At 74.0% G+C, this 23,006-nt stretch carries 22 protein-coding genes and 1 tRNA gene; 10 read left to right on the forward strand and 13 right to left on the reverse strand.

Annotated features, from left to right (window positions below; translation table 11 throughout):
• Positions 1–28: 28 nt before the first annotated feature.
• Positions 29–880, reverse strand: coding sequence for an NmrA family NAD(P)-binding protein (locus E8D37_RS06255; RefSeq protein ID WP_136568877.1), 852 nt, complete (start codon positions 878–880; stop codon positions 29–31).
• A gap of 136 nt (positions 881–1,016) precedes the next feature.
• Between E8D37_RS06255 and E8D37_RS20250 the strand changes: the two genes are divergently transcribed.
• Entirely contained in the window at positions 1,017–1,463 is a 447-nt protein-coding gene (locus tag E8D37_RS20250; protein ID WP_240770221.1) for a helix-turn-helix domain-containing protein, read from the forward strand.
• Positions 1,464–1,511: 48 nt separating this feature from the next.
• On the opposite strand, the gene E8D37_RS06265 is transcribed toward E8D37_RS20250, so the two are convergent.
• From E8D37_RS06265 to E8D37_RS06290, 6 genes are all read right to left on the reverse strand, one after another.
• Complete coding sequence (locus tag E8D37_RS06265; RefSeq protein WP_136568878.1) at positions 1,512–2,492, reverse strand: ribose-phosphate diphosphokinase; 981 nt, start codon at positions 2,490–2,492, stop codon at positions 1,512–1,514.
• 174 nt (positions 2,493–2,666) lie between these two features.
• Positions 2,667–4,112 (reverse strand): bifunctional UDP-N-acetylglucosamine diphosphorylase/glucosamine-1-phosphate N-acetyltransferase GlmU, encoded by a 1,446-nt coding sequence (glmU, locus tag E8D37_RS06270; RefSeq protein WP_276606467.1) that lies wholly within the window; start codon positions 4,110–4,112, stop codon positions 2,667–2,669.
• Between the two features lie 480 nt (positions 4,113–4,592).
• A complete protein-coding gene (locus tag E8D37_RS06275; protein WP_136568879.1) occupies positions 4,593–6,173 on the reverse strand; it encodes a PD40 domain-containing protein in 1,581 nt (526 codons plus the stop codon).
• Positions 6,170–6,763, reverse strand: coding sequence for a type VI secretion system tube protein TssD (gene tssD / locus E8D37_RS06280; RefSeq protein ID WP_136568880.1), 594 nt, complete (start codon positions 6,761–6,763; stop codon positions 6,170–6,172). The genes E8D37_RS06275 and tssD overlap by 4 nt, the downstream gene beginning before the upstream one ends.
• Before the next feature lie 145 nt (positions 6,764–6,908).
• Entirely contained in the window at positions 6,909–7,307 is a 399-nt protein-coding gene (locus tag E8D37_RS19740; RefSeq protein ID WP_168929642.1) for a VOC family protein, read from the reverse strand.
• A 67-nt stretch (positions 7,308–7,374) separates the two neighbouring features.
• Positions 7,375–7,453, reverse strand: a tRNA-Gln gene (locus tag E8D37_RS06290).
• Positions 7,454–7,619: 166 nt separating this feature from the next.
• Between E8D37_RS06290 and E8D37_RS06295 the strand changes: the two genes are divergently transcribed.
• The 3 genes from E8D37_RS06295 (at position 7,620) to E8D37_RS06305 (ending at position 10,190) form a co-directional block, all read left to right on the forward strand.
• Complete coding sequence (locus E8D37_RS06295; RefSeq protein WP_136568882.1) at positions 7,620–8,105, forward strand: levansucrase; 486 nt, start codon at positions 7,620–7,622, stop codon at positions 8,103–8,105.
• 377 nt (positions 8,106–8,482) lie between these two features.
• Complete coding sequence (locus E8D37_RS06300) at positions 8,483–9,595, forward strand: ATP-dependent DNA ligase (protein ID WP_136568883.1); 1,113 nt, start codon at positions 8,483–8,485, stop codon at positions 9,593–9,595.
• 52 nt (positions 9,596–9,647) lie between these two features.
• Positions 9,648–10,190 carry a hypothetical protein gene (locus E8D37_RS06305; protein ID WP_136568884.1) on the forward strand — a complete coding sequence of 181 codons (543 nt, stop codon included), beginning with the start codon at positions 9,648–9,650 and terminating at the stop codon, positions 10,188–10,190.
• A 439-nt stretch (positions 10,191–10,629) separates the two neighbouring features.
• Here the strand turns inward: E8D37_RS06305 and E8D37_RS06310 are convergent, their stop codons facing one another.
• Complete coding sequence (locus tag E8D37_RS06310; protein WP_240770222.1) at positions 10,630–11,664, reverse strand: DNA primase small subunit domain-containing protein; 1,035 nt, start codon at positions 11,662–11,664, stop codon at positions 10,630–10,632.
• Positions 11,665–11,823: 159 nt separating this feature from the next.
• Between E8D37_RS06310 and E8D37_RS06315 the strand changes: the two genes are divergently transcribed.
• Positions 11,824–13,167 carry a GNAT family N-acetyltransferase gene (locus E8D37_RS06315; protein ID WP_168929643.1) on the forward strand — a complete coding sequence of 448 codons (1,344 nt, stop codon included), beginning with the start codon at positions 11,824–11,826 and terminating at the stop codon, positions 13,165–13,167.
• Positions 13,168–13,191: 24 nt separating this feature from the next.
• Here E8D37_RS06315 and E8D37_RS06320 read toward each other — a convergent pair whose 3' ends face one another.
• Positions 13,192–13,938, reverse strand: coding sequence for a hypothetical protein (locus tag E8D37_RS06320; RefSeq protein WP_136568887.1), 747 nt, complete (start codon positions 13,936–13,938; stop codon positions 13,192–13,194).
• Positions 13,939–14,050: 112 nt separating this feature from the next.
• Between E8D37_RS06320 and msrB the strand changes: the two genes are divergently transcribed.
• Positions 14,051–14,509: a peptide-methionine (R)-S-oxide reductase MsrB gene (msrB, locus tag E8D37_RS06325; RefSeq protein WP_136568888.1), complete on the forward strand. Its 459-nt coding sequence runs from the start codon at positions 14,051–14,053 to the stop codon at positions 14,507–14,509.
• 12 nt (positions 14,510–14,521) lie between these two features.
• On the opposite strand, the gene E8D37_RS06330 is transcribed toward msrB, so the two are convergent.
• Positions 14,522–14,911, reverse strand: a complete 390-nt coding sequence (locus tag E8D37_RS06330; protein WP_136568889.1) for a hypothetical protein — start codon at positions 14,909–14,911, stop codon at positions 14,522–14,524.
• 252 nt (positions 14,912–15,163) lie between these two features.
• Here E8D37_RS06330 and E8D37_RS06335 point away from each other — a divergent pair, with 252 nt between their 5' ends.
• Positions 15,164–16,552, forward strand: a complete 1,389-nt coding sequence (locus E8D37_RS06335) for an FAD-binding protein (RefSeq protein ID WP_136568890.1) — start codon at positions 15,164–15,166, stop codon at positions 16,550–16,552.
• Positions 16,553–16,630: 78 nt separating this feature from the next.
• Here E8D37_RS06335 and hemQ read toward each other — a convergent pair whose 3' ends face one another.
• Together hemQ and hemG are read right to left on the reverse strand one after the other, a co-directional pair.
• Positions 16,631–17,338, reverse strand: coding sequence for a hydrogen peroxide-dependent heme synthase (hemQ, locus tag E8D37_RS06340; RefSeq protein WP_206055590.1), 708 nt, complete (start codon positions 17,336–17,338; stop codon positions 16,631–16,633).
• 43 nt (positions 17,339–17,381) lie between these two features.
• Positions 17,382–18,773: a protoporphyrinogen oxidase gene (gene hemG / locus E8D37_RS06345; protein ID WP_240770223.1), complete on the reverse strand. Its 1,392-nt coding sequence runs from the start codon at positions 18,771–18,773 to the stop codon at positions 17,382–17,384.
• Positions 18,774–18,892: 119 nt separating this feature from the next.
• Between hemG and E8D37_RS06350 the strand changes: the two genes are divergently transcribed.
• Positions 18,893–19,888, forward strand: coding sequence for a DUF4349 domain-containing protein (locus E8D37_RS06350; RefSeq protein ID WP_168929644.1), 996 nt, complete (start codon positions 18,893–18,895; stop codon positions 19,886–19,888).
• Here E8D37_RS06350 and hemE read toward each other — a convergent pair.
• Positions 19,872–20,921, reverse strand: coding sequence for a uroporphyrinogen decarboxylase (gene hemE, locus E8D37_RS06355; RefSeq protein WP_206055591.1), 1,050 nt, complete (start codon positions 20,919–20,921; stop codon positions 19,872–19,874). The two genes, E8D37_RS06350 and hemE, sit on opposite strands and share 17 nt — an antisense overlap.
• A gap of 72 nt (positions 20,922–20,993) precedes the next feature.
• On the opposite strand from hemE, the gene E8D37_RS06360 reads away from it, so the two are divergent.
• Both E8D37_RS06360 and E8D37_RS06365 read left to right on the forward strand, forming a co-directional pair.
• Positions 20,994–21,620: a DUF3000 domain-containing protein gene (locus E8D37_RS06360; protein ID WP_136568894.1), complete on the forward strand. Its 627-nt coding sequence runs from the start codon at positions 20,994–20,996 to the stop codon at positions 21,618–21,620.
• The gene (locus E8D37_RS06365; RefSeq protein ID WP_136568895.1) at positions 21,617–23,002 is read left to right on the forward strand and encodes a ribonuclease D; all 1,386 of its coding nucleotides are present in this window, start codon (positions 21,617–21,619) and stop codon (positions 23,000–23,002) included. Before E8D37_RS06360 ends, E8D37_RS06365 begins: the two co-directional genes overlap by 4 nt.
• The last annotated feature ends 4 nt before the right edge of the window (positions 23,003–23,006 follow it).

Genomic DNA, 23,006 nt, shown 5'->3' on the forward strand with positions numbered 1-23,006 from the left:
CGCATGACGTCCCGGGCGTGCGAGCGGCTCAGCCCAGGATCGACTCGACCGCCGGACGCAGGGCGGTGGCCGGGCGGCCGAGCAGCGCCTCGAGGTCGGTCGGCGGCACGAGCACGCCGCCGGTGGAGATGGCCCGGTCGACGTCCGCCAGCACGGCGTCCATGGGCGCGGGGACGCCGGCGCCGGCGAGGATCTGCTGGTAGGTCTCGACCGGCACCTGGGTGTAGGTGATCTCCTGGCCGACGACCGCGGAGACGGTGGCCGCGATCTGGTTCGAGGAGACCTGCTCGCCGCCCAGCTCGTAGGTCTTGCCGAGGTGCCCCTCGGTGGTGAGGGCGACGGCGGCGGCCTCGCCGTACTCGCTGCGCAGGGCGACGGAGATCGGGGCGTCCGGGTCGGCGGCGCCGGCGTAGCCGTGCTCCTTCCAGATGCCCACCTGGTCGGTGTAGTTCTCGACGTACCAGGCGTTGCGCAGCACCGTGCTCGGCACCGACGAGGCGGCGAGCGCCTCCTCGGTGGCCTTGTGGTCGGCCATGAGGAGCATGTCGGACTCGGTGGCCTTCGGGCCCGAGGTGTAGACGAGCTGCTCCACGCCGGCCTTCTCCGCGGCGGCGATGACGGTCTTGTGCTGCGCGAGGCGCTGCGGCTCGATGCCGGAGACGAGGAGCACCTTGGTGGCGCCCTCGAGGACGGCCGCCACGGCCGCCTCGTCGTCCCGGTCGACGGCGCGGACGTCGACGCCCCGCGCGGCCAGGTCGGTCAGCTTCTCGACCGCACGGCCGGTGGCGACGATCTCGGCGGGCGCGACGCCGCGCTCCAGCAGGTGCTCGACGGCGAAGCGGCCGAGGTGGCCGGTGGCTCCGAGGACGACGATCGACATGGGGTTCCTCCCTGAGGCTCGGTCCCGGCGAGACGCCGGGGGTGACGTGGGGTCGCAACCGCAGGTCATCCCCAATGCTTCCCGAAAGTGACCAGTGACTTGGAAGTGCCGTGGTTACCCGTGGCATAGTGCCCAGGTGAGCCGCACAGACCTCGCCACCAGCCCCCCGCCCAGCACCTCGTCCAGCACCTCGTCCGGCCCCAGTCTCTCCGACGTCACGGGGCTGGACCTGCCGCCGGACCCGTTCGCCGCGGACTGCCCCACGCGCACGGTGCTCGACCGCGTCGGCGACCGCTGGACGATGCTCGTGCTGCTCCTCCTGGCCGAGCGCACGCACCGGTTCTCCGAGCTGAGCCGCACCATCCAGGGGATCAGCCCGAAGGTGCTCACCCAGGTGCTGCGAGGCCTGGAGCGCGACGGCCTGGTCGTGCGCGAGGTGCACGCCGAGGTGCCCCCGCGGGTGGAGTACACGCTCACCGACCTCGGGCGGACGCTCGTGGACGCCGTGGCCGCCCTCGACGCGTGGTCGCGGCGGCACATCGGCGAGATCGAGGCGGCGCGGGCGGCCTACGACGCACGCTGACCCCGCCGCCCTGAGGGCGACGGGGTCAGCGGGTGGTGCGTGGCTCGCTCAGGCGTGACCGTCGAACATCGAGGTGACGGAGCCGTCCTCGAAGACCTCGCGGATGGCCCGGGCGATGAGCGGGGCGATCGAGAGCTCGGTGAGCTTGTCGAACTTCCGGTCCTCGGGGATCGGCAGCGTGTTGGTGACGACCACCTCGACGGCCGAGCAGTTCTTCAGCCGGTCGACGGCCGGGTCGGAGAGGATCGCGTGGGTCGCGGCGATGATGACGCCGGCCGCGCCGTCCGCCATGAGCGCCTCGGCGGCCTTCACGATGGTGCCGCCGGTGTCGATCATGTCGTCGGTGAGGACGCAGATCTTGTCCTTGACCTCACCCACGACGCGGTTGGCGACCGTCTCGTTGGGCCGGTCGGTGCGGCGGGTCTTGTGGATGAAGGCCAGCGGGGCGCCGCCGAGCTTGGCCGACCAGCGCTCGGCGACCTTGATCCGGCCGGCGTCCGGGGAGACCACGCAGAGCGGCTGGTCGCCGTACTTCTCCATCACGTAGTCGGTGAGGATCGGCAGCGCCATGAGGTGGTCGACGGGGCCGTCGAAGTAGCCCTGGACCTGGTCGGCGTGCAGGTCGACGCTGATGAGGCGGTCGGCGCCGGCGGTCTTGAACAGGTCCGCGATGAGGCGGGCCGTGATCGGCTCGCGGCCGCGGTGCTTCTTGTCCTGGCGGCCGTAGCCGTAGAACGGCATGACGACGGTGATCCGCTTGGCGGACGCGCGCTTGAGGGCGTCCACCATGATCAGGTGCTCCATGATCCACTCGTTGATCGGAGCCGTGTGGCTCTGGATCACGAAGGCGTCGCACCCGCGGACGGACTCCTCGTAGCGGACGTAGATCTCCGAGTTCGCGAAGTCGTACGCGCTGGTCGGCACCAGGTCGGTGCCGAGGATCTCGACGACCTCCTCGGCCAGCGCGGGGTGCGCCCGACCGCTGAAGACCATGAGGTTCTTCTCGGTGGTCCTCTTGTAACCGGTCATGCGGCACTCCACTCCTGACGACGTCGGCTCCGGCGATTCTGCCCGGCCCCGAGGACGCCGCCAACTCCGCGTCAGCCGGTGAGACCGCCCCTCGCGCGGGCACCGGCGAAGCCGCAGGTCACGGGGGTGTCACCCGCCGCTCACCTGGGCTTTACCCGCGTGGGGCGAGCAAGGTCACTCGTCGGCGGAGGCGTCCAGGGCGGCCTGCGCGGCCTCGGCCTGGGCGGTGCCCGCGCGCCGCTGCAGCGCCCAGCCGTCGATGATCCGCAGCGGGCCGGCGCTCACGGCGAGCGCGCCCGGCGGGACGTCCCCCCGCACGACCGTGCCGCCGCCGGTCGCGGCGCCGTCGCCGATCTCGACGGGGGCGACGAAGGTGTTGTTCGAGCCGGTGCGCGCGTGGGCCCCGACGGTCGTGCGGTGCTTGGCCACCCCGTCGTAGTTGGCGAAGATCGTGCCCGCGCCGATGTTGGTGCCCTCGCCGATCTCGGCGTCGCCCACGTAGGACAGGTGCGGCACCTTCGCGCCGTCCCCGATCACGGCGTTCTTGGTCTCGACGAAGCCGCCGATCTTGCCGCCGGCGCCCAGGCGGGTGCCGGGGCGCAGGTAGGAGAACGGCCCGACGTCCGCGCCGGCACCGACGACGGCGAGCTCGCCGTGCACGCGGACCACCTTCGCGCCCGCGCCCACCTCGCAGTCGCGCAGCGTGGTGTCCGGGCCGACCACGGCGTCCTCGCCGACGCTGGTCGCGCCGAGGAGCTGGGTGCCCGGCAGGATCGTCACGTCCTGGGCCAGGTCCACGTCGACGTCGATCCAGGTGGTGGACGGGTCGACGACCGTGACGCCCGCGCGCATCCAGCGCTCGAGGACCCGCGCGTTGAGCACGCGACCCAGGTTCGCGAGCTGGACCCGGTCGTTGGCCCCCTCGGTCTGCACCACGTCGTCCAGGACGTGGGCGCCGATCTGGAGGCCGGCGTCCCGGGCCAGGCCGAGCAGGTCGGTGAGGTAGTACTCGCCGTTGGCGTTGTTGTCGCTCAGCCGCGGCAGGGCGTCGCGGAGGAACCCGGCCTCGAAGGCCATGATCCCGGAGTTGATCTCGCCCAGGAGGCGCTCGTCGTGCGTGGCGTCCTTGTGCTCGACGATGCGGACGACGTCGCCGTCGGCGTCCCGGACGATCCGGCCGTAGCCCGTGGGGTCCCCGACGATCCCGGACAGCACGGACACCGCCCGCTGGGCGGCCTCGTGCTCGGCCACGAACTCCCGCAGCGCCTCGCCGGTGAGCAGCGGGGTGTCCCCGTAGGCCACCAGGACGGTGCCGGTGGAGACCTCCGCGGCCTCGACGCCGACGCGCACCGCGTGGCCCGTTCCGCGCTGCTCCTCCTGGACGACGAGCTGCACCTGCGGCATCACCTCGAGCACGTGCGGGCCGACCAGCTCGCGCTGGTGCCCGATCACGGTGACGACCCGCCGCGGCCCCAGCTGCTCGACGGCGGCCAGGACGTGCCCGACCAGCGAGCGTCCGCCGATGGCGTGCAGCACCTTCGGCGTCCTCGAGCGCATGCGGGTACCCCCGCCGGCTGCGAGGACGACGACGGTCAGGTCGGTGAGCACCGGCTCGGGCACGGGGCGGCTCCACTCGAGGGTCGGGGGCGGTCGGGGTGTCGACGGTCGGCACCGGCAGACGGCCCACTCTAGGCGTCCGGGGCCGGTCCTCCCCCACCCAACCCAGACCACCCGCGGACGGTGCGCGCTGGGTCACGGGCTCACGACCGTGCGCGCAGTGTCCGGAAACGTCCGGAATCCCTGGACGACCTCCCCCGACGTCCCGGGCTGGGCTTGAATCGCTTCACGACCTCGGGACCGTCCGGCACGGGCCCGACACGTTCTCCGGTGCGACCCCGCTACAGCGGCGGGGGGCCGGGGGTCGCACGCTTCAGGGACGCGGGGACCGCGTCGACCCGCGTGCGGACGGCCCGAGGTCATCAGCAGGGGGTCATCAGCAGCGGGTCGTCCGCAGCGGGCCGTCAGCGTCCCAAGGCCGACGGCAGGACGGGTCACAGCAGCGGAGTGGCCCGTGATCGAGCCGGCCCGGGGCGGCCCCGGCTACTGGTGCTTGGCGAACAGGTCGGCCTGGAAGGCGTTGCGGTCCTTGCCCGGGAAGTTGGTCGAGTCCGAGGCGAACACGATCGTCCGGCTGTCCTTCGTCCACCCGCCGGTGCTGCCGGGCGCCCCCCACAGGGTGGAGGCCCCGTTGCTGTCCTTGCCGTTCGGCGGCGTGGACACGAGCTGCACCGCACCGGTGCGCAGGGTCGTCACGTAGACGTCGTCCACGGAGTTCGCATCGACCCGGGGCACGAGGTTCCACGCCCGTGAGGTGTAGGCGATCCGGGTGCCGTCCGGGGAGAACCGCGGGGCCCGGCTGCCCGCGACCGAGATGACGAAACGTCCCTTCTTCGTCACGGAGACCGCACGGACGGCGCCGGTGCCGAGGTTCTTGAGGAAGATGTCGGTGTCGGTGTTGCCGTCGCCCCGCACGAGGTTGTCGGCGTCGGACTGGAACGCGACCTGCTTGGCGTTGCGCGGGTTGAAGACCGGCCAGTCCGAGGCGGCGTTCGCCTGACCGCCCTTCGGCGTCGTGGAACCGCGGGAGATCGCGCCGGTGGAGAGGTTCTTGAGGAAGACGTCGGTGGAGGAGTTCGTGTCGTGCGGCACGAGGTCGCGGGCGTAGGAGACGAACGCGACCGTCCTCGAGTCAGGCGAGACCACGGGCCGGTAGGAGTCGTCGGGGATGGCGCTGGGCATCGCCCCGTCGGCGTCCCCGGAGACCAGGCGGTACTGCGACGTCCCGACCTTCCAGGCGTAGAGCTGGTAGGAGCCATCAGAGACGTGCGTGCACGGGTTCCCGGAGCTGCTGACGAACGTGCAGTAGCCGTCGTGGCGGGAGCCGAAGACGATCCACGTCATGTTCGGGGACCAGGTGCCGTCGCCGACGCCGTCCGCGATGAAGCCGGTCGAGCCGTCCTCGAGGCTCTTGGCGTACAGGTAGGGGCCGCTGGGCAGGTCGAGCCCGGGCACGAGGTTGGTGCCCTCGGAGATGAAGAGCAGCTCCTTGCCGTCCGGCCGCCACTGGACCTGCTCGGCGTTCGCGCCGCCGGAGCCGTTGGACAGGGTGCCGTCCGAGGCCGTGTCGAAGACCCCGATGAGGCCCTTCTCGGTGCCGGAGATGCCCTTCACGTAGAGGTGGGGCAGGCCGTCGTGCACCCCGGCGACCAGGTTCGTCGCGTCGGACCAGAACGCCACGTAGTGCCCGTCCGGAGAGACCGACCACTTGCCGATCTGGCCGCCGTTCGCCCCGGCGCCCGAGGCGTTGGTCGAGACCCGCGCGAGCGAGCCCTGCCAGTACCCGGCGGTGGCGCGCGTGCCGAGGTCGGCGAGTGTGGTCGGGCCGACGGCGGGCGCCTGCAGGCCCAGCACGGGCGTGCGGACGCCGGCCGCCGACGGCGCGGGCGTGTAGGTGGCCGGCTGCGGTGCCGCCGCCCCGGACGACCCCGGCCCGGCGCTGGAGGGCACCCGTCCCGAGCCCTCCAGCGCCGTGCCCGGGGCCGGCCATCCGGCCGCGAGCAGCACGCCCGCGGCCAGGCCGAGCCCGGCGGCGAGCAGCCTCGCGCGCCCGGCCGGCCTCACTGCTCCTGCCCCCACTCGGCCCCGGTGGTGACGCCGCTCTCGGTCCACGTCCACTGCACGGAGCCGTAGACGAGGGAGAACACGACCTGGTCGTCGCCGCCCGGGCGACCCACGAGGCGGTAGGAGACGAGGTAGGCGTCGGTGAGGTCGAGGCGGAAGTAGTTCCTGGATACCCCCTTCGCGTCCGTCCGCCAGAAACGGAACGTGCACGACGTGAGGAGCTCGTGCCGGGTGAGCGCCTGGAGGAGCAGCGGCGTCGCGGAGCTCACGTCCGTGCGGATCACGACCGGCTCGTGCGTGAGCCGCCCGGTCGCGGCCCCGCTCGTGCCGTCGAACGGGACGTCGAGGCCGTGGGTGAGCGAGGTGATCGCGTAGGTGCCCTCGCGTCCCTTGGTGGTGGTGTCGCCCTTGATCACCCCCTGCTGGGCGCCGGTGCAGCGACCGGAGATCGGGTCGTTCGCGGCGACGGCGGCGACGGCGGGCTCGCCGCCGTCCCCGTGCAGGGCCGGGAGCAGCCCGGCGAGGAGAAGCACCAGCGCGGCCAGCAGCGCGCCACGCACGAGGGTCGTGCGCCCGAGAGTGATCGTCACCTGCTGAACGCTCCCCCCGAACCTGTGAGTCGTCCATGTTTGTCCCGCCGCGGGCTCGGTGCGGTGGGACGCGGTGGGGACGGCGGCCGGGGTGCCGACTGGGAGGACGGCTGTACCGGCGTCAGGGCCGGCGTCAGGGCCGGCGTCAGGGCGGCGGCGGGCCCGTGCGCACCTCCTCCTCCGAGCGCAGCACGCACAGCTCGTTGCCCTCGGGGTCGGCGAGGACGACCCAGCCCGTGCCGTCGGGGTTGCGGCGGTCGTGCAGCTGCCGGGCGCCCAGCGCCAGGACCCGGGCCAGCTCCTCGTCCCGGGTGCCCTCGCGCGGACGCAGGTCGAGGTGGAACCGGTTGCGGCCCGGCGCCGGCTCGGCCTCGATGAAGAGGAGCTGGTGATGGGTCTCCGGGTCCCGGATCATGCACTCCTCGTGACCGGGGAGGTTCGGGTCCCCCGGGAGGTCCTCGTAGCCGAGCAGCGCCTTCCACCACTCCGAGAGGGCGAAGGGGTCACGGCAGTCGATGGTGGTGTGCGAGACGAAGCAGGCCATGCCCGCGATCCTGCGCGGCCGCCCCGGCCGGCGTCCACCACCCCGTGTCGAGGCGGAGGGCGCGTTGCTCCCCGGGTAGGAGTCGAACCTACGTCGCTAGTCCTGATTCAAAGTCAGGCGGGCCCTGCCGGCAGACCAACCGGGGAATGACGCGCACAGGCTACGGGCCCGCCCGGCGGGGCAGCACCTCGGCCCGACCCCTGAGGTCGTGTGCCCCGACGCGGTCTCCGGTGCACTCTCAGGCACACGACCTGGCCGAGCCTGCGGACCCTGGCGGTCCGCAGGGCGAGGCGACTTGGGAGCATGGTTCCCATGACGACCCACGAGGAGTACCTGTCCGGGCTGCGCGCCCGACTCGCCGCCGACGGGTGCACCGTCGGGGAGGCTCAGCTGCGCGGCGGCCGGGCCGTGCTCGGCCACCGCGCCGACTTCAGGCTCCAGTGGATGGCCACCCGACTCCACCTCGTCACGCTGGCACTGCCGTGGAGCCGCGTCGACGCCCCGGCGATCGAGTCGTTCGTGGAGGACGCCTGGGCCTGGGCGCGAGCCAACAAGAAGGGTCTGCCGGTCGGCATGCAGAGCGGGCTGGCGGTGTTCCCGGTACTGGTCGGCGAGGAGGTGTCCGCGGTCGCGAAGGAGGCTGTCGCGGGCCAGCGCCACGCTTTCGGCACCCTCTGTCGCCCGGTCGCCGTGGATCTGTCCGCCGACGGCCAGGCAACCTGGTTCGACCGCCGCACGAAGGTCGGCGGAGTCTTCAGCGGTCACCTCGTCCGCAAGGGGCGCGCCTACTTCGGCTGAGTCGGCCCTCCACCCCGCCGGCCGCTCCGACAGCCCGGCCGAGGCGTTCGGTCCTCGTCGACACGAGGACCCAAGCCACCGCCCACCCGCGCCGGCGTTCGGTCCTCGCCCCCACGAGGACCGAGGCCACCAGCCGCCCAGGCCACAACCCCCTGACCTGCAGCAACACGGCGGCGACCGCCCGGGCCGACGCGTTCGGTCCTCGTCGACACGAGGACCGAAGCCGCCACCCGCCGCAGGCCACCGAAGGTCCTCGTCCACACGAGGACCGAACGCACCCACCACCCGCCAGCCCGAGCCACCGGGCGGTCCTCGCGAACACGAGGACCGAACGCACCCACCAGCCCGGGGCAGCCACCCAGTGGCAGGATCGCCCCGTGGACCTCCCCGTCATGCCGCCGGTGCAGCCGATGCTCGCGAAGGCGGTGTCGGGGGTGCCGGACCCCGCCAAGCACGGCGGCCTGCTCTTCGAGCCCAAGTGGGACGGCTTCCGCTGCCTCGTCTTCCGCGACGGCGACGAGGTCGAGCTGGCCAGCCGCAACACCAAGCCGCTCACCCGCTACTTCCCGGAGGTCGTGGACGCCGTGCGGGCCGAGCTGCCCGAGCGGTGCGTGCTCGACGCCGAGCTGTTCGTCGCCCTCCCGCAGGACGACGGCCGGGGCAAGCTGGAGTTCGAGGTGCTCCAGGAGCGCATCCACCCCGCGGCGTCCAGGATCACGAGGCTGGCCGCGGAGACGCCGGCCCAGCTGGTGGCCTTCGACCTGCTGGCCCTGGGCGACGAGGACCTCACCGCCCGCCCGTTCAGCGAGCGCCGGGCCGCGCTCGAGCAGGCCCTGGCCCACCTGGCCGGCCGCACCGACACCACCTGCCACCTCACCCGCGTCACCGACGACCCGGCCGAGGCCGCCGAGTGGTTCCGCCGCTTCGAGGGCGCGGGCCTCGACGGGGTGGTGGCCAAGCCGCTCGGCGCCGCCTACGAGCCCAACAAGCGCACGATGCTCAAGATCAAGCACGAGAGGACGGCGGACGTCGTGCTCGCCGGCTACCGCGAGCACAAGACCTCCACCCCCGAGCGCCCGCTCATCGGCTCGCTCCTCCTGGGGCTGCACGACGCCGAGCACGGCCTCCAGCACGTCGGGGTGAGCGCCAGCTTCACCGCGGCCCGCCGCGCCGAGCTGTTCGACGAGCTCCAGCCGCTGGTCTGCGAGATCGGCGAGCACCCGTGGGGCGCCTGGCAGGAGTGGGCCATCGCCAACCCCGATCGAGTGCCGGGCACGCAGAGCCGGTGGAGCCAGGGCAAGGACCTGTCCTTCACCCCCCTGCGCCCCGAGCGGGTCCTGGAGGTCAAGTACGACAACATGGAGGGCCGCCGCTTCCGCCACACCGCGCACTTCAAGCGCTGGCGTCCGGACCGCGACCCCGCCTCCTGCGGCTACGACCAGCTCGAGCAGGTCGTCGGCTACGACCTCGCGGCCATCCTGGGCGGCTGAGGGGCCCCTCGGCCCGCGCCCCCACCCCCCTCGTGGGGCTATCGTCACAGGCGTGAGCTACGACGTGGTCCTCCTCATCGAACAGGCGCTGAGCAGCGCGGACGCCGACCGGGTGCGAGGCCTGCACCAGGGTCTCCTGGACGACGGGGAGCAGGTCGTCTACCACGTCGTGCTGCCGGTCGAGGACGCCGGCGCGCAGGTGCAGGCGGCGATGGGCTCGCTCTCGGGCGACCTCGGCGCCGGCCGCCCCGCCGACCTCCTCTCCCCCGAGGAGGTGCGCGAGATCGACGCGGCCGCCCACGAGCGCGCCGGTGGCGACCTGCGCGCCTCGCTGGAGTCGCTGGCCGAGGCCGGGGCCACCGCGGAGGGCGCCCTGACGGACGCCGAGCCCGTGACCGCTCTGGTCGCCAAGGTCTCGGAGGTCGACGCCGCCGAGGTCATCGTCCTGACGGCGCCGCACGTGGTCAGCGAGTTCTTCCACGTCGACTGGACGTCGCGGGCCCGTCGGCACCTCGGCGTCCCCGTGCTGCACCTGCTGGAGCACGAGAACTTCGACGAGCAGGCCGGCGAGGGCGAGGGCGTCTCCGGCTTCTGAGGCACCTCGGAACCCCACCCGGGGCCGGTCGACCACCCGCTCGGGGAGCCAGGAACGCCCTTACCCCCAGGGGTGTCGATCTCCTGTCACCTTCGTGGATCTCCTGTTACCGAAGACTGGGGATCTTGTGGATCTGCGGTGGCCCGGACGCCCAGTGATGCGGCTTACTGTTGGTGTCAACCGGAGCCGCTGGGGGCGGCTCCGCAGGAAAACGGCCGCATGCCGCGATTCTGGGGGGAACGCGGAAACGGTACGGGCCCTGACAACTGAAACCTGACATGGTTCTTGGGGGAATCATGTCCGGTGTTTACGACACACCCGCTTGGTGCTGACCGTCCCTGTCGGCACCAAGCGGGTCGGTCGTTTTTCAGGAACTTCTCCCCACCGGGACGACGCGCGGGACCACGCGGGGACGACGCGAGGACGACGCGCGGGCCGCTCAGCCCTCGACCCGGTTGCCGTCCGCGTCCCAGTGCGAGGCCACCTTCTTCGACGGCTGCACCCGGGGCGGCTCGCCCGGCATCTTCGGGTGGTCGGGCGGGAAGGGCATCTCCCCGCCCGGCAGCTCCTCGTAGGCCTCGAGCAGCGGCGTGAGGTCGTGGGCGACCTCGTCGATCTCCCCCCAGGCGTCCCCGCGGTCCGCGAGCAGGGCGGGCACCGTCGTGAGGTTGAGCGCCCGCGGGTCGTCGGTCTCCGCGAGCTCCTCCCACGTGAGCGGGGTCGACACCGGTGCGCCGGGCAGCGGCCGCAGCGAGTAGGCGCTGGCGATGGTCCTGTCGCGGCAGTTCTGGTTGAAGTCGACGAAGATCCGCTCCCCCCGCTCCTCCTTCCACCAGGCCGTGGTGACGCGTCCGTCGGCCCGCTCCAGCAGCCGGCCGAAGCCGATGGCGGCGTGCCGCACGTCGAGGAACTCCCAGCGTGGCTCGATCCGCACGAAGACGTGCACGCCCCGGTTCCCGGAGGTCTTCACGAAGGCGCGCATCCCGAGGTCGGCGAACAGGTCCCGGGCGACGGCCGCGACGGCGGCCGCATCCGCGAAGGTCGTCCCGGGCTGCGGGTCGAGGTCGATCCGCAGCTCGTCGGGCCGGTCGACGTCCGCACGCCGCACCGGCCAGGGGTGGAAGACGAGGGTGCCCATCTGGGCGCACCACACGGGGATCGCGATCTCGGTGACGCAGACCTCCTCGGCGGTGCGCCCCGACGGGAACGTCACGCGCACCGGCTCCAGGTAGTCGGGCGCCCCCTTCATCACGCGCTTCTGGTAGAACGCGTCGGCGTCACGGTCCTGCGGGCCCGTCGCCAGGCGCATCCCCTCGCGGACGCCGCCGGGCCAGCGCTCGAGGGCCACAGGCCGGTCGCGCAGCGCCCGCATCAGGCCGTCCTCCACCGCGACCAGGTACTGCGCCACGTCCAGCTTCGTGATCGCCGGGGTGCGGGGCGTCGGCTCGAAGACCACCCGGTCCGGGCTGCTCACGCGCACCTCGCGCTCCCCCGCCAGGACCGTCGCCGCCGTCCGCCTTCGCCATGACGGGCAGCCTAGTCACGGGCACCGACCCACCTCGGTGACCTCGCCGCCGCCGGCCCCCGCAAACCGCGTGGCGACCACCGGCACCCGGCGCCTACGGTGGAGCCCGTGACCACCCCCGGCAGCACCCCCAGCAGCACCCCCGACAGCACCCCCGACAGCACCCCCGACAGCACCCACGGGCCCGACCTCGAGTACCGCGTCCTCGACCTCGACGCGACCGAGGGCCCGGAGAAGGAGCTGCTGGACGCCTACGGCGACGCCTGGTCCCGCGGGTTCCACGAGGGCTCGCTCACCGACGAGCAGCGCGAGAAGTGGCTGGCCCACAGCCGCGCCGACCGGGTGACGATGCGGGCCGCCCTCCCGACGTCCTCCCTGGCCTCCTCGCCCCGGCCCGTGGGCACGTTCAGCAGCTGGGACCAGCAGGTCAACGTCGGCGACGGGCGCCTGCTGCCCGCCCACCTGATCAGCGACGTCACCGTGGCGCCCACCCACCGCCGGCGCGGCGTCCTCTCCCGCCTCATGCGCGACGACCTCACCGACGCCCGGGACCGCGGCCTCCCGCTGGCCGCGCTCACCGTCTCCGAGGGCGGGATCTACGGACGCTTCGGGTTCGGCGCCGCCACCCGCTTCCGCCTCGTCGCGGTGGACGTGCGACCCGGACGCTTCGCGCTGCACCCGTTCTCCGACGACGGCTCCCTGGAGCTGCTCGACCCGGCCGAGGCCCAGCCGCACGTGGCCGAGGTCTTCGCCCGGCACCTGGCGTCGACCCGCGGCGAGGTCGACCGCCCGGCGTTCTACGAGCTGTTCGGCGCCGGCTGGGACTGGGAGGCCTCCGGCCCCGACCGGGCCACCCGGGTCGTGCTGCACCGCGACGCGGCCGGTCTCGTCGACGGCTACGCCCGGTGGAAGCACCGCAGCGAGGGAAGCGGGTTCAGCGGCGGCGTGGTCGAGGTCCAGGGCCTCCTCGCCCTCACCGCCACGGCCTACCTGCGGCTGTGGGAGTTCCTCGGCGGCGTCGACCTCACCGAGACGGTGCGGGCCAAGATCCGGCTCGACGACCCGCTGGACGTGGCGGTGACCGACCCCCGCGCCGTCGCCACCGAGTCGGTGCGCGACATGCTGTGGGTCCGGCTCCTCGACGTGCCGACGGCCCTGGAGGCCCGCCCCTGGCGCGAGGACGGCTCCGTCGTCCTGGACGTCGCGGACCGGCTGGGCCTGGCCGGCGGCCGGTTCCGGGTGAGCACCGAGAAGGGCGCCGCCCGGGTCGAGCCCACCACGGACCCCGCCGACGTCCACCTGGCGGTGGAGACCCTCGGCGCGCTCTACCTCGGCGACCGCCGCGTCGGCACCCTCGCGGCCGCCGGGCGGGTCACCGGACCGGGCGTCGAGGCGTTCGCCGCCATGGCGGACGACGCGGGCCCCGAACCCCGCTGCACGACCGGGTTCTGACCACCGGCGCGTGACCGGCTGCGGTCAGGTGCGGTCGCGGACCAGGACGGAGACGACCTGGACGGTGTTCGTGCCGTAGGCGACGTTGCAGTACTCCTGGATCGACCCGTCGTCCCAGGGAGTCGTGGCCACGACCTGGCTGTCCTCCCCCACGTACGAGCCGGTCACCCCGGGCACCCCGCTGACCTCCTGGGAGATCGCCGCGAGCTGGTCGTCGGTGAGGCGGCGCAGCGGCGGGGCGGGCGTCGAGACGGCGACCGAGGGGCCGTCGTAGTCGGCGGCCGGGGTCGCCGTCCGGACGGTGAACGTCTCGCCGTCCCAGGTGCCGACCAGCTCGAACTGCCCGTAGGTGACCCCGCCGCGCTTGACCCAGGAGGCCTTCTTCTCGTCGGCGAAGGAGAAGCCGTCCAGCGGCGTGCCGGTGCACTGCGGCGGCACGGTCTGCGCGATCGGGCCCAGGCAGGCCTCGGCCCCGCTGCCGTCGTCCAGGACGAGGACGACGTCGCGCGTCATGAGGGTCTTCGTCGTGCTCGGCACCGACGTCGGCATGGTCGCCGCGTCGGAGGCGAGGGTGGAGGACGAGGACGCGTCGGCCCGCGCCGACGAGGAGCCCGAAGAGCCCGAGGCGGACGAGGAGCCCGAGGAGTCGTCCGAGGAGTCCGCCGAGCAGGCCGTGAGACCGGCGCCCAGGAGCAGGGCGGCACCGAGGACGGCCCAGGTGGCGGGACGGCTAGCAGGACGGGGAGCGCGGGAGGTCGTGACAGTACGCATGGCCCGGCCATGCTCGCAGACGAGTGCCGCCGGACCGCCCCCGGACAGGTCACGGCTGGCTCACGATCCCGCCCGCCCGACCGGGGCTGGCCCGCCTCCGTACGCTGGAGGCATGGCGGACCACACGAGCGACACCGAGCGGTACCAGGTCAGCAAGACCGACGAGGAGTGGCGCGAGCAGCTCTCCCCCGAGGAGTTCCACGTCCTGCGCCAGGCCGGGACCGAGCGGGCCGGCGTCGGTCGCCTCACCGACACCGAGACCGTCGGCGTGTACCGGTGCAAGGCGTGCCAGGCGAAGCTCTTCGAGTCCGAGACGAAGTTCCACTCCGGCTGCGGCTGGCCGAGCTTCTACCAGCCCCTCCAGGACGACCAGGGCGAGGCCACGGTCGAGTACCTCGAGGACAACGCCTACGGGATGAAGCGCGTCGAGGTGCGCTGCGCGTCCTGCGGCTCGCACCTGGGGCACGTCTTCCCGGACGGCTACGGCACCCCGACCGGCGACCGCTACTGCATCAACAGCATCTCGCTCACGCTCGAGCCGGCGGACGGCTCGGGGCCCGTCGCCGGCTGAGCGCCGGCGGCGTCAGCGCCCACCCGTGGGCGGCTCAGTCCGCCCAGCCTCCCCGAACGGCCCCGACAGCGAGGCCGCCGGCCACGCGACCGGCGACAGCGCGTCGAGGGCGTCACAGAGCCCCTGCTGGACGTCGCACCAGCACATCCAGCACTCGGTGAGCCGCAGGTGGGTCCCGCGCCGGGGGCAGGGCACGTACTCGACCAGCGGCGGGAGGAGCTCGGCGTCCTCGTCCTCGTAGCGCTCGGCGGCCCTCGGTGCGCCGGCGGTGGCGCTCTTGCTGAACGTCTCCTCGTGCGCGCCGAAGCGGGCCCGTCCCTCGGCGAACGCGGACTGGACCGAGGCGAGGGCCATCAGCAGGTCGGAGAGGTCGTCGACGTCGTCGATCACGATGCGGGTCATGCGGTTCCTCCGGGGAAGAGGACCCGTCTCTCCCGCAGGAGCCGTGGTCGCGGATGGGCTGTCACAAGCGTCAACGAGCCGGACGCGGCGAAGTCACGCACGATGACGGACGCCGTCGGCGTCCTTTCCCGGCACTGCACCCCGGCGGCACGGACGTTCCCGCCCGGAGCGCCACGCCGCCATCGTGGTGCCGCCGAGCCCTCGGCCCCAGCCCGCGAGCCCACCCGGTGGGCCCGACCGACGAGGTGCGCCATGACGTCCACCCCGCTCTCCTCCCGCCCCGGCGTCGCCGCGCTCCGCGCCGTCGCCCCCGGCCGGGTCCACCTGCCCGGCGAGCCCGGCTACGAGGCCGAGCGGCTGCCCTGGAACCTGGCCTTCGACCAGCGTCCGGCCGCCGTCGCCGTGCCGGAGACCCCCGGCCAGGTGGCGGCCCTGGTGCGCGCGGCCCACGCCGCGGGCCTGCGGGTGGCCCCGCAGAACACGGGGCACGGGGCGGGGCCGCTGACGGGTCGCCTGGACGACGCCCTGCTGCTACGGCTGGCGGCGCTCACCGGCGTCACCGTCGACGCCGAGGCGCGCACCGCCCGCGTGCTGGGCGGCACGCAGTGGCAGGACGTGCTGGAGGCAGCCGCCCCGCACGGACTCACCGCGCCGCACGGGACCGCGCCCGACGTGGGCGTCGTCGGGTACCTGCTCTCCGGCGGGCTGTCGTTCTACGGCCGCCGTCACGGCCTCGGGATCAACACCGTGCGTGCCGTCGAGGTCGTGATGCCGACCGGCGAGCTGCTGCGCGCCGACGCGGAGGAGAACCCGGACCTGTTCTGGGCGCTGCGCGGCGGCTCCGGGAACCTGGGGGTCGTCACCGCCCTCGAGATCGATCTGCTCCCCTACACCGACGTGGTGTCGGGGATGCTGCTGTGGGACGGGACGCAGGCCGAGCCCGTCACCCGCGCCTGGCTCGACTGGACGCGGGGGCTCGACGAGGCCGCCACCACGAGCCTGCGGATCATGGAATTCCCCCCGCTCCCCGACCTGCCCCCGTTCCTCTCGGGTCGGCGGGTGGTGGTCATCGACGGGCTCCTCACCTGCGGCGACGCCGAGGCCGAGGCCCTGCTGGCGCCGCTGCGTGCGCTGGGCGCCGAGATGGACACCTTCCACCGCATGCCCACCACCGAGGCGACCGCCGTGCACATGGACCCGCCGCACCCGGCGCCGGGCCTCACGGCGCACACGGTGCTCGGGCCGCTGGACGAGGCGGGTGCGACCGCGTTCCTCGCGGCCACCGTCGACATCGCCCCGCTCATGGCGGTCGAGCTGCGCCACGTCGGCGGGGCGATCGCCCGCCCAGCGCCGCACGGCGGGGCGCTCTCGGCGATGCCGGGCGAGCTCGTGGCGCACTGCATCGCCCTCGTCCCCACCCGCGAGATCGGCGCCGCCGCCGAGGCGGTCGCCGAGCGCGTCCTCGCCGCCCTGCGGCGGTGGGAGGTGGAGGCGTGCGCCCTCACCTTCACCGACGACATCGAGCCGGACGCCGCCCGGGTCGGCACCGCGTTCAGCCCCGGCACGTGGCAGCGGCTGCGGACGATCCGCTCGGTCTACGACCCGACCTCCGCGATGGTGGCCGCCCTGTCGATCGACTAGGGCGGCCACCGTCGGGCCCCGGTGCCGGGCAGGACCAGGGCAGGACCAGGGCAGGACCAGCGCGGGCTCAGGGAAGGCTCAGGGCAGCTTCGCGACCAGCTCGGCGATCGGCGTCTTGGCGCCGGTGTAGAACGGGATCTCCTCGCGCACGTGACGGCGGGCGCCCGAGGCGCGGAGCTCACGCATGAGGTCGACGATCCGGTACAGCTCGTCGGCCTCGAACGCGAGGATCCACTCGTAGTCGCCGAGCGCGAACGAGTTCATGGTGTTCGCACGGACGTCCGGGTAGTCGCGGGCCATCTGGCCGTGCTCGACGAGCAGCGCGCGGCGCTCCTCCTCGGGCAGCAGGTACCACTCGTAGGAACGCACGAACGGGTACACGCAGACGTGCGCCTTGGCGTTCTCGTCGGCGAGGAACGCCGGGACGTGGCTACGGTTGAACTCGGCGGGGCGGTGCAGCGCGAGCTGCGACCAGACCGGCTCCAGCCGCGCGCCGAACGTGGTGCGGCGAAACGCGTGGTAGGCGGCCTGGAGCTCCTCGGAGGTCGGCGCGTGCCACCACACCATCAGGTCGGCGTCCGCGCGGAGGCCCGCCACGTCGTAGACGCCGCGGACGACGACGCCCGACTCGGCCAGGCCGGCGAAGAGCTTCTCGACCTCGGCGGCCTCGGCGTCACGGTCGGCCTCGCCGAGCACGTCGCGCAGCTTGAAGACCGACCACATGGTGTAGCGGATGGTGTCGTTGATCTCCCGCAGGCGGGCGGCGTTGGTCTGGGTGTCGCTCATGGGTTCCATTCTGTCTCGACGGTGAGAGGAAGCGTGAGGGGGCTCAGACCCCGGCGGGCGCGAGCACCTCGCGGGCGGCGCGCTGCGCCGACGCGATGACGGCCGGGATACCCACGCCGTCGTAGGTGGCGCCGCAGACCGCCAGGCCCGGAAGCGCCGCGACGTCCGCCCGTACCGCGGCGACGGCGTCGAGGTGCCCGGGCGCGTACTGCGGCAGCCCGGCGCCCCAGCGCTGCACGTGGGTGGCCACGGGCTCGGCGGTGAGGTCGACGGCGGTGTGCAGGTCCATCCGCGAGAGGGCGACGAGGCCCTCGTCGGAACGCTGGAGGGCCTCCTCCTCGCGGTGCCGGCCGAGCGAGGTGCGCAGGAAGGCAAGGCCGTCGGCCGCCCCCGCCTCGCGGACCCAGCCCCACTTGGCGAACGACCAGGTGGACGCCTTGATCCGGTGGCCGTCGACGGGCGGGACGAGGAAGCCGGAGGCGTCCATCTCGTCGAGCGCCCGCACGTCCTGTGCCCGGAAGGCGAAGGTGACGACGGCGACGGAGGCGGCCTCCATGGCGTCGAGGCGACGGGACGCGACCGGCGCGACGTCCGCGAGCAGGCGCGCCGCGGGGTGGGAGGGGGTCGCCAGGACGACGGCGTCGGCCTCCAGCCACTCGGGGTGGCTCGCCGGCCCCACGAGCAGCCGCCAGCCGCCCACGGCCCCGCGCTCCAGGCCGCGGACCATGGCGCCCGTGCGCACGGTCAGCCCGGCCGCGAGCCGCTCGGGCAGCAGGCCCATCCCGCCGGGGATGCCCGCGAAGACCGGGGCCTGGTAGGTGCTGGCCGTGGTGTCCGTCGACGCGCGGCCCGCCTCCAGGAGCGAGCCCTCCTTCGCCATCCGGATCAGCTGCGGGACGGCCGCCCGGGCGGAGATGTCGCGGGCGTGGCCCGCGTAGACCCCACCCAGCAGCGGCTCGACGAGGCGGTCGGTGACGGCGTGGCCGAACCGGGCGTCCACGAGCTCACCGACGGAGACGTCCTCGTCGTCGGCGAGCTCCAGCGGCGGCAGCCCTGGCTCGGCCAGCACCCGCTCCATCTCCGCGGGCGTGAGGATGCCGGACGCCGCGAGCGCCGACGTGTCCTGCGGGACGCCCATGAGCGAGCGCGGCAACGGCCGCAGCTCCCCCCGCGTCCAGACGCGGGACCGGGCGAGCACCGGGTGCTCGACCTCCAGGCCCACCTCGGCGGCCAGGTCGACGCCCTCGGGGCGGCGGTTGAGCATCGCCTCGGCCCCGACGTCGACGAGGTGCCCCGCCACATCGGCACGCTTGAGCTTGCCGCCCACCTCGGGCGAGCCCTCCAGGACGAGCACGCTGCGGCCCGCCTTCTCCAGCTCACGGGCGGCAGCCAGTCCGGCGATGCCACCTCCGACGACGATCACGTCCCACGTCACGCGTCCAGGGTGCCACGGCGACACCCGACAGGCGTCAGCGTCGGGTCCCCCGGCGGCGCACCGGTGACCGAGGGCCCGGCCGGGTGCGGACGACGGTCCCGGAACCACCCCTCGCCGGTGTGCGTCACACCACCATGACGCACCCGACCAGCACGACCCGCGCTGCCCGCCCCTCCCGGAGGACCGGCCCCGCGCAGCGCGCGGCCGGGCTGGCCGTCCTCCTGGCCCTCCTCCTCCCCGTGGCCGCCTGCGCGAGCGAGGGCGTCGGAACCTCGGACTCCGAGGCCGTTGCCGGTGCCGGGGCGGTGAGCGAGGGCGACGCGGCGGTCGCCGGGGGTACCGCCGCCGTCACCTCCTCGACCGTCAGCCGGCTCTCGAGGGGCTCGGGGAACGGGACGGTCGGGACGCTCGAGCCCCAGCTGATCTCCACGGGCCACGTCTCGCTCTCCGCCGACGACGTCGAGGACGCCGTCTCCGACGCCCGTGGCCTCGCCGCGGGCCTCGGGGGCACCGTGAGCGACGCCAGCACGCGCGCCGACCACGACGGCACAGTCCAGCGCGCCGGGCTCACCCTGCGGGTGCCGTCCGACGCCTTCGACGAGGCGATGGCGGGCCTGTCCGACCTGGGGGTGCTGCGTGACGCGACCTCCTCCAGCGAGGACGTCACCACCCAGGTCGTGGACACCGCGGTGCGGGTCCGGGTGCAGCGGCGCAGCATCCGGCGCATCGAGGAGCTGCTCGACCGCGCCCGGAGCATCCGCGACGTCGTGCGGGTGGAGGCGCAGCTGACCCGCCGTCAGGCGGCGCTCACCAGCCTCCTGCGCCAGCAGGCGGCCCTGGCCGACCGGACGTCGCTGTCGACCATCACGCTCGACGTCCGTCTCACCGAGGAGGTCGTCGTCGGTGAGGCGGAGGACGCGACCGGCTTCGTGGCCGGGCTGCGGCACGGCTGGCGCGCGCTCGTCGGGGTGGTCACCGGCGGGGCGACCGCGCTCGGCGCCGTGCTCCCGTTCGCGGTGCCGCTGGCCCTCGTGGGCGTCCCCGGCTACCTGGTCGTGCGCAGGCGGCGCCGGGCCGCAGCGTCCGCCGGGGGCGGGATCAGCCCCGCGGGGTGAGCGGGTAGGTCTGCACGAACTCGGTGAGCCGCTGGAGCTGCGCCGGGTCGGTGGAGGGCAGAACGCCGTGGCCCAGGTTGAAGACGTGGCCCTTGGCGGCCCGGCCGGCCTCGATGACCTCGGCGGCGCGCGCGAGCATCACCTCGGTGGGGGCGAAGACCAGCGTCGGGTCGAGGTTGCCCTGGACGCCCCGGTCGCCGACCATCGCGATCCCGCGCTCCAGCGGGGTGCGCCAGTCGACGCCCACCACGTCGGCGCCGGCCTCGCCCATGAGGTCGAGCAGGTTGGAGGTGCCGACGCCGAAGTGGATGCGCGGCACCCCGAGCTCGCCGGCCGCCGCCAGGACCCGGGCCGAGTGCGGCATCACGTGCTCGGCGTAGTCGGCGGGCGTGAGCGCCCCCGCCCACGAGTCGAAGAGCTGCACGGCGCTCGCGCCGGCGTCCACCTGGACCTGGAGGAAGGCCGCGGCGATCCCGCCGATCTTGCGCAGCAGCGCGTCCCAGACGTCCGGGGCGCCGAACATCATCGCCTTGGTGCGCGCGTGCTCCTTCGAGGGCCCGCCCTCGACCAGGTAGGACGCCACGGTGAACGGCGCCCCCGCGAAGCCGATGAGCGGCGTGGGGCCGAGCTCGGCGACGAGGTTGCGCACCGCCTGGGTGATGAAGCCGACGTGCTCGGGGGTCAGGTCCGGGATGGCCGCGACGTCCTCGAGCGTGCGCACCGGGTTCGCCACCACCGGGCCGACGCCCGGCTTGATGTCGAGGTCGACGCCCACCGCCTTGAGCGGCAGCACGATGTCGGAGAAGAAGATGGCCGCGTCGACGCCGTAGCGGCGGACCGGCTGGAGCGTGATCTCGGTGATGAGGTCGGCGTCCATGCAGGACTCGAGCATGCCGACGCCCTCGCGGACCTTGAGGTACTCGGGCAGCGAGCGACCCGCCTGGCGCATGTACCAGACCGGCGTCCGGGACACCTCCTGGCCGCGGAGGGCTGCGAGGAACGGGGAGTCCTGGGTGGGGTTCGCGCTGCTCACCCCGCCATCGTCGCAGGTGCCCCGGCGTGTTCCCACATCCTCTGCGGGCCCCCACGTCGTACTGTGGTCGTCATGGTCGTCCGTCACGAGACGGGCCGCGGCGTCGCCGCGCCCTCCGAGCCTCCCGCCTTCACCGAGGCGGTGGCGGCGATGCGCCGGGCGCGCGTCCGTCCCGAGCTCCTCGTCGAGGCGGCCCCCGCACCCCAGCGCATCGCCCCGTTCGCGGCCGCCATGTCGGCCGACGTGGTCGTCGACGGCACCGACGTGGGCACCGGACGGATCATCGTCCTGCACGACCCCGCCGGCAACGACGCCTGGGAGGGCACCTTCCGCTGCGTCGCCTACGCGCGCGCCGAGATCGAGGTCGAGATGGTCTCCGACCTCATGCTGCCGGGCGCCGCCTGGTCCTGGCTCACCGAGGCCCTCGCCTCGCACGGCGCACCCCACCACCACGTCGCCGGCACGGTCACGCGCGTGGCCACCGACGCCTTCGGCGAGATGGCGGACGAGGGCGGCACCGCCCAGATCGAGGTCCGCGCGTCCTGGACGCCCGGGGCCGAGGACGCCCACCCGGACGCCGTGCCCGACCTGGCGGCCCACGTCTCGGCCTGGGGCGAGCTGCTGTGCTCGGCGGCGGGCCTCCCGCCGCTGCCCGAGGGCGTGGCGCTGCTCCCGATCCGTCGCGGCTCCGACCGATGAGCGGGACGACGGACCAGCCCGAGCCCACTGCGCAGACGGAGCCGCAGCACCCGGACGCCCCGCACACCGACGCCCCGCACCCGGAGCACGTCGCCGTCCCTCTGCTGGAGCTGCGCGACCCGCTGCCCCGGGTCGTCGACACCCCCGAGGCGCTGGCCGCGACCTGCGCCGCCGTGGCGGCCGGCACCGGGCCCGTCGCCATCGACGCCGAGCGGGCCTCCGGCTACCGCTACTCCAGCCGCGCCTACCTGATCCAGCTGCGTCGCACCGGGTCCGGCTCGCACCTCATCGACCCCACCGCGTTCGACGACCTGAGCCCCCTCCAGGAGGCCATCGGCGAGGCCGAGTGGATCCTGCACGCGGCCACCCAGGACCTGCCCTGCCTGCGCGCCGAGGGGCTGCACCCGCACGCCCTCTTCGACACCGAGCTGGCCGGCCGCCTGCTGGGCCACGCCCGCGTGGGCCTGGCCAGCATCGTCGAGGAGCTGCTGGGGCGCCGTCTGAAGAAGGAGCACTCCGCCGTCGACTGGTCCACGCGTCCGCTGCCCGAGCCCTGGCTCGTGTACGCCGCCCTGGACGTCGAGGTGCTGGTCGAGCTGCGCGAGGTCCTCGCCCGCGAGCTGGTCGAGCAGGGCAAGGCCGAGTGGGCCGCCCAGGAGTTCGCGGCGCTGCTGGACTTCGAGCCGAACGTCCGCGAGGACCCCTGGCGCCGCACCTCCGGCGTGCACCGGCTCCGTGGACGCCGGGCCCTGGCCGCCGTGAAGCTGCTGTGGGAGGCCCGCGACGGCATCGCCCAGCGGCGGGACGTGACCCCGAGCCGGGTGCTGCCCGACTCGGCGATCACCGCCGCCGCCGCCTCGCTGCCGCAGGACCGCTCGTCCCTGCTGACCCTCAAGGGCTTCAACGGTCGGGGCGCCGAGCGCTACGCGACCCGATGGGTCGAGGCCCTGCAGCGCACCCTCTCCCTCGAGGACGACGAGCTCCCGCCCCGCGCCCTGCGTGGCGACGGGCCGCCCGTGGTGCGGGCCTGGGCCGAGCGCGACCCGGTGGCCGCGGACCGGCTCCACCAGGCCCGCGAGGAGGTCACCGCGATCTCGGAGCGGCTGCACGTGCCCGCCGAGAACCTGCTGACCCCCGACTACCTGCGTCGGGTGCTGTGGTCCCCGCCGCGCACGCGCGACCCGGAGGACCTCGCGGTGGCCGTCGACGGCCGCCTGGTCGAGCTCGGTGCGCGCCGCTGGCAGCGCGAGCTCATCGGCCCGGTGATGGTCAAGGCCATCCTGGACGCCGACGAGGCGGCCGCTCGCCGGCACGAGCGCCACGGGTCCGGCCCGGGCACCCCGCGCGGGGGCGAGGAGCCCCCCGCGGAGCCCACCGACTGAGCGG

The sequence above is a fragment of the Nocardioides sp. GY 10127 genome (assembly GCF_004919085.1).
In the GTDB taxonomy this organism is placed as follows: Bacteria; Actinomycetota; Actinomycetes; order Propionibacteriales; family Nocardioidaceae; genus Nocardioides.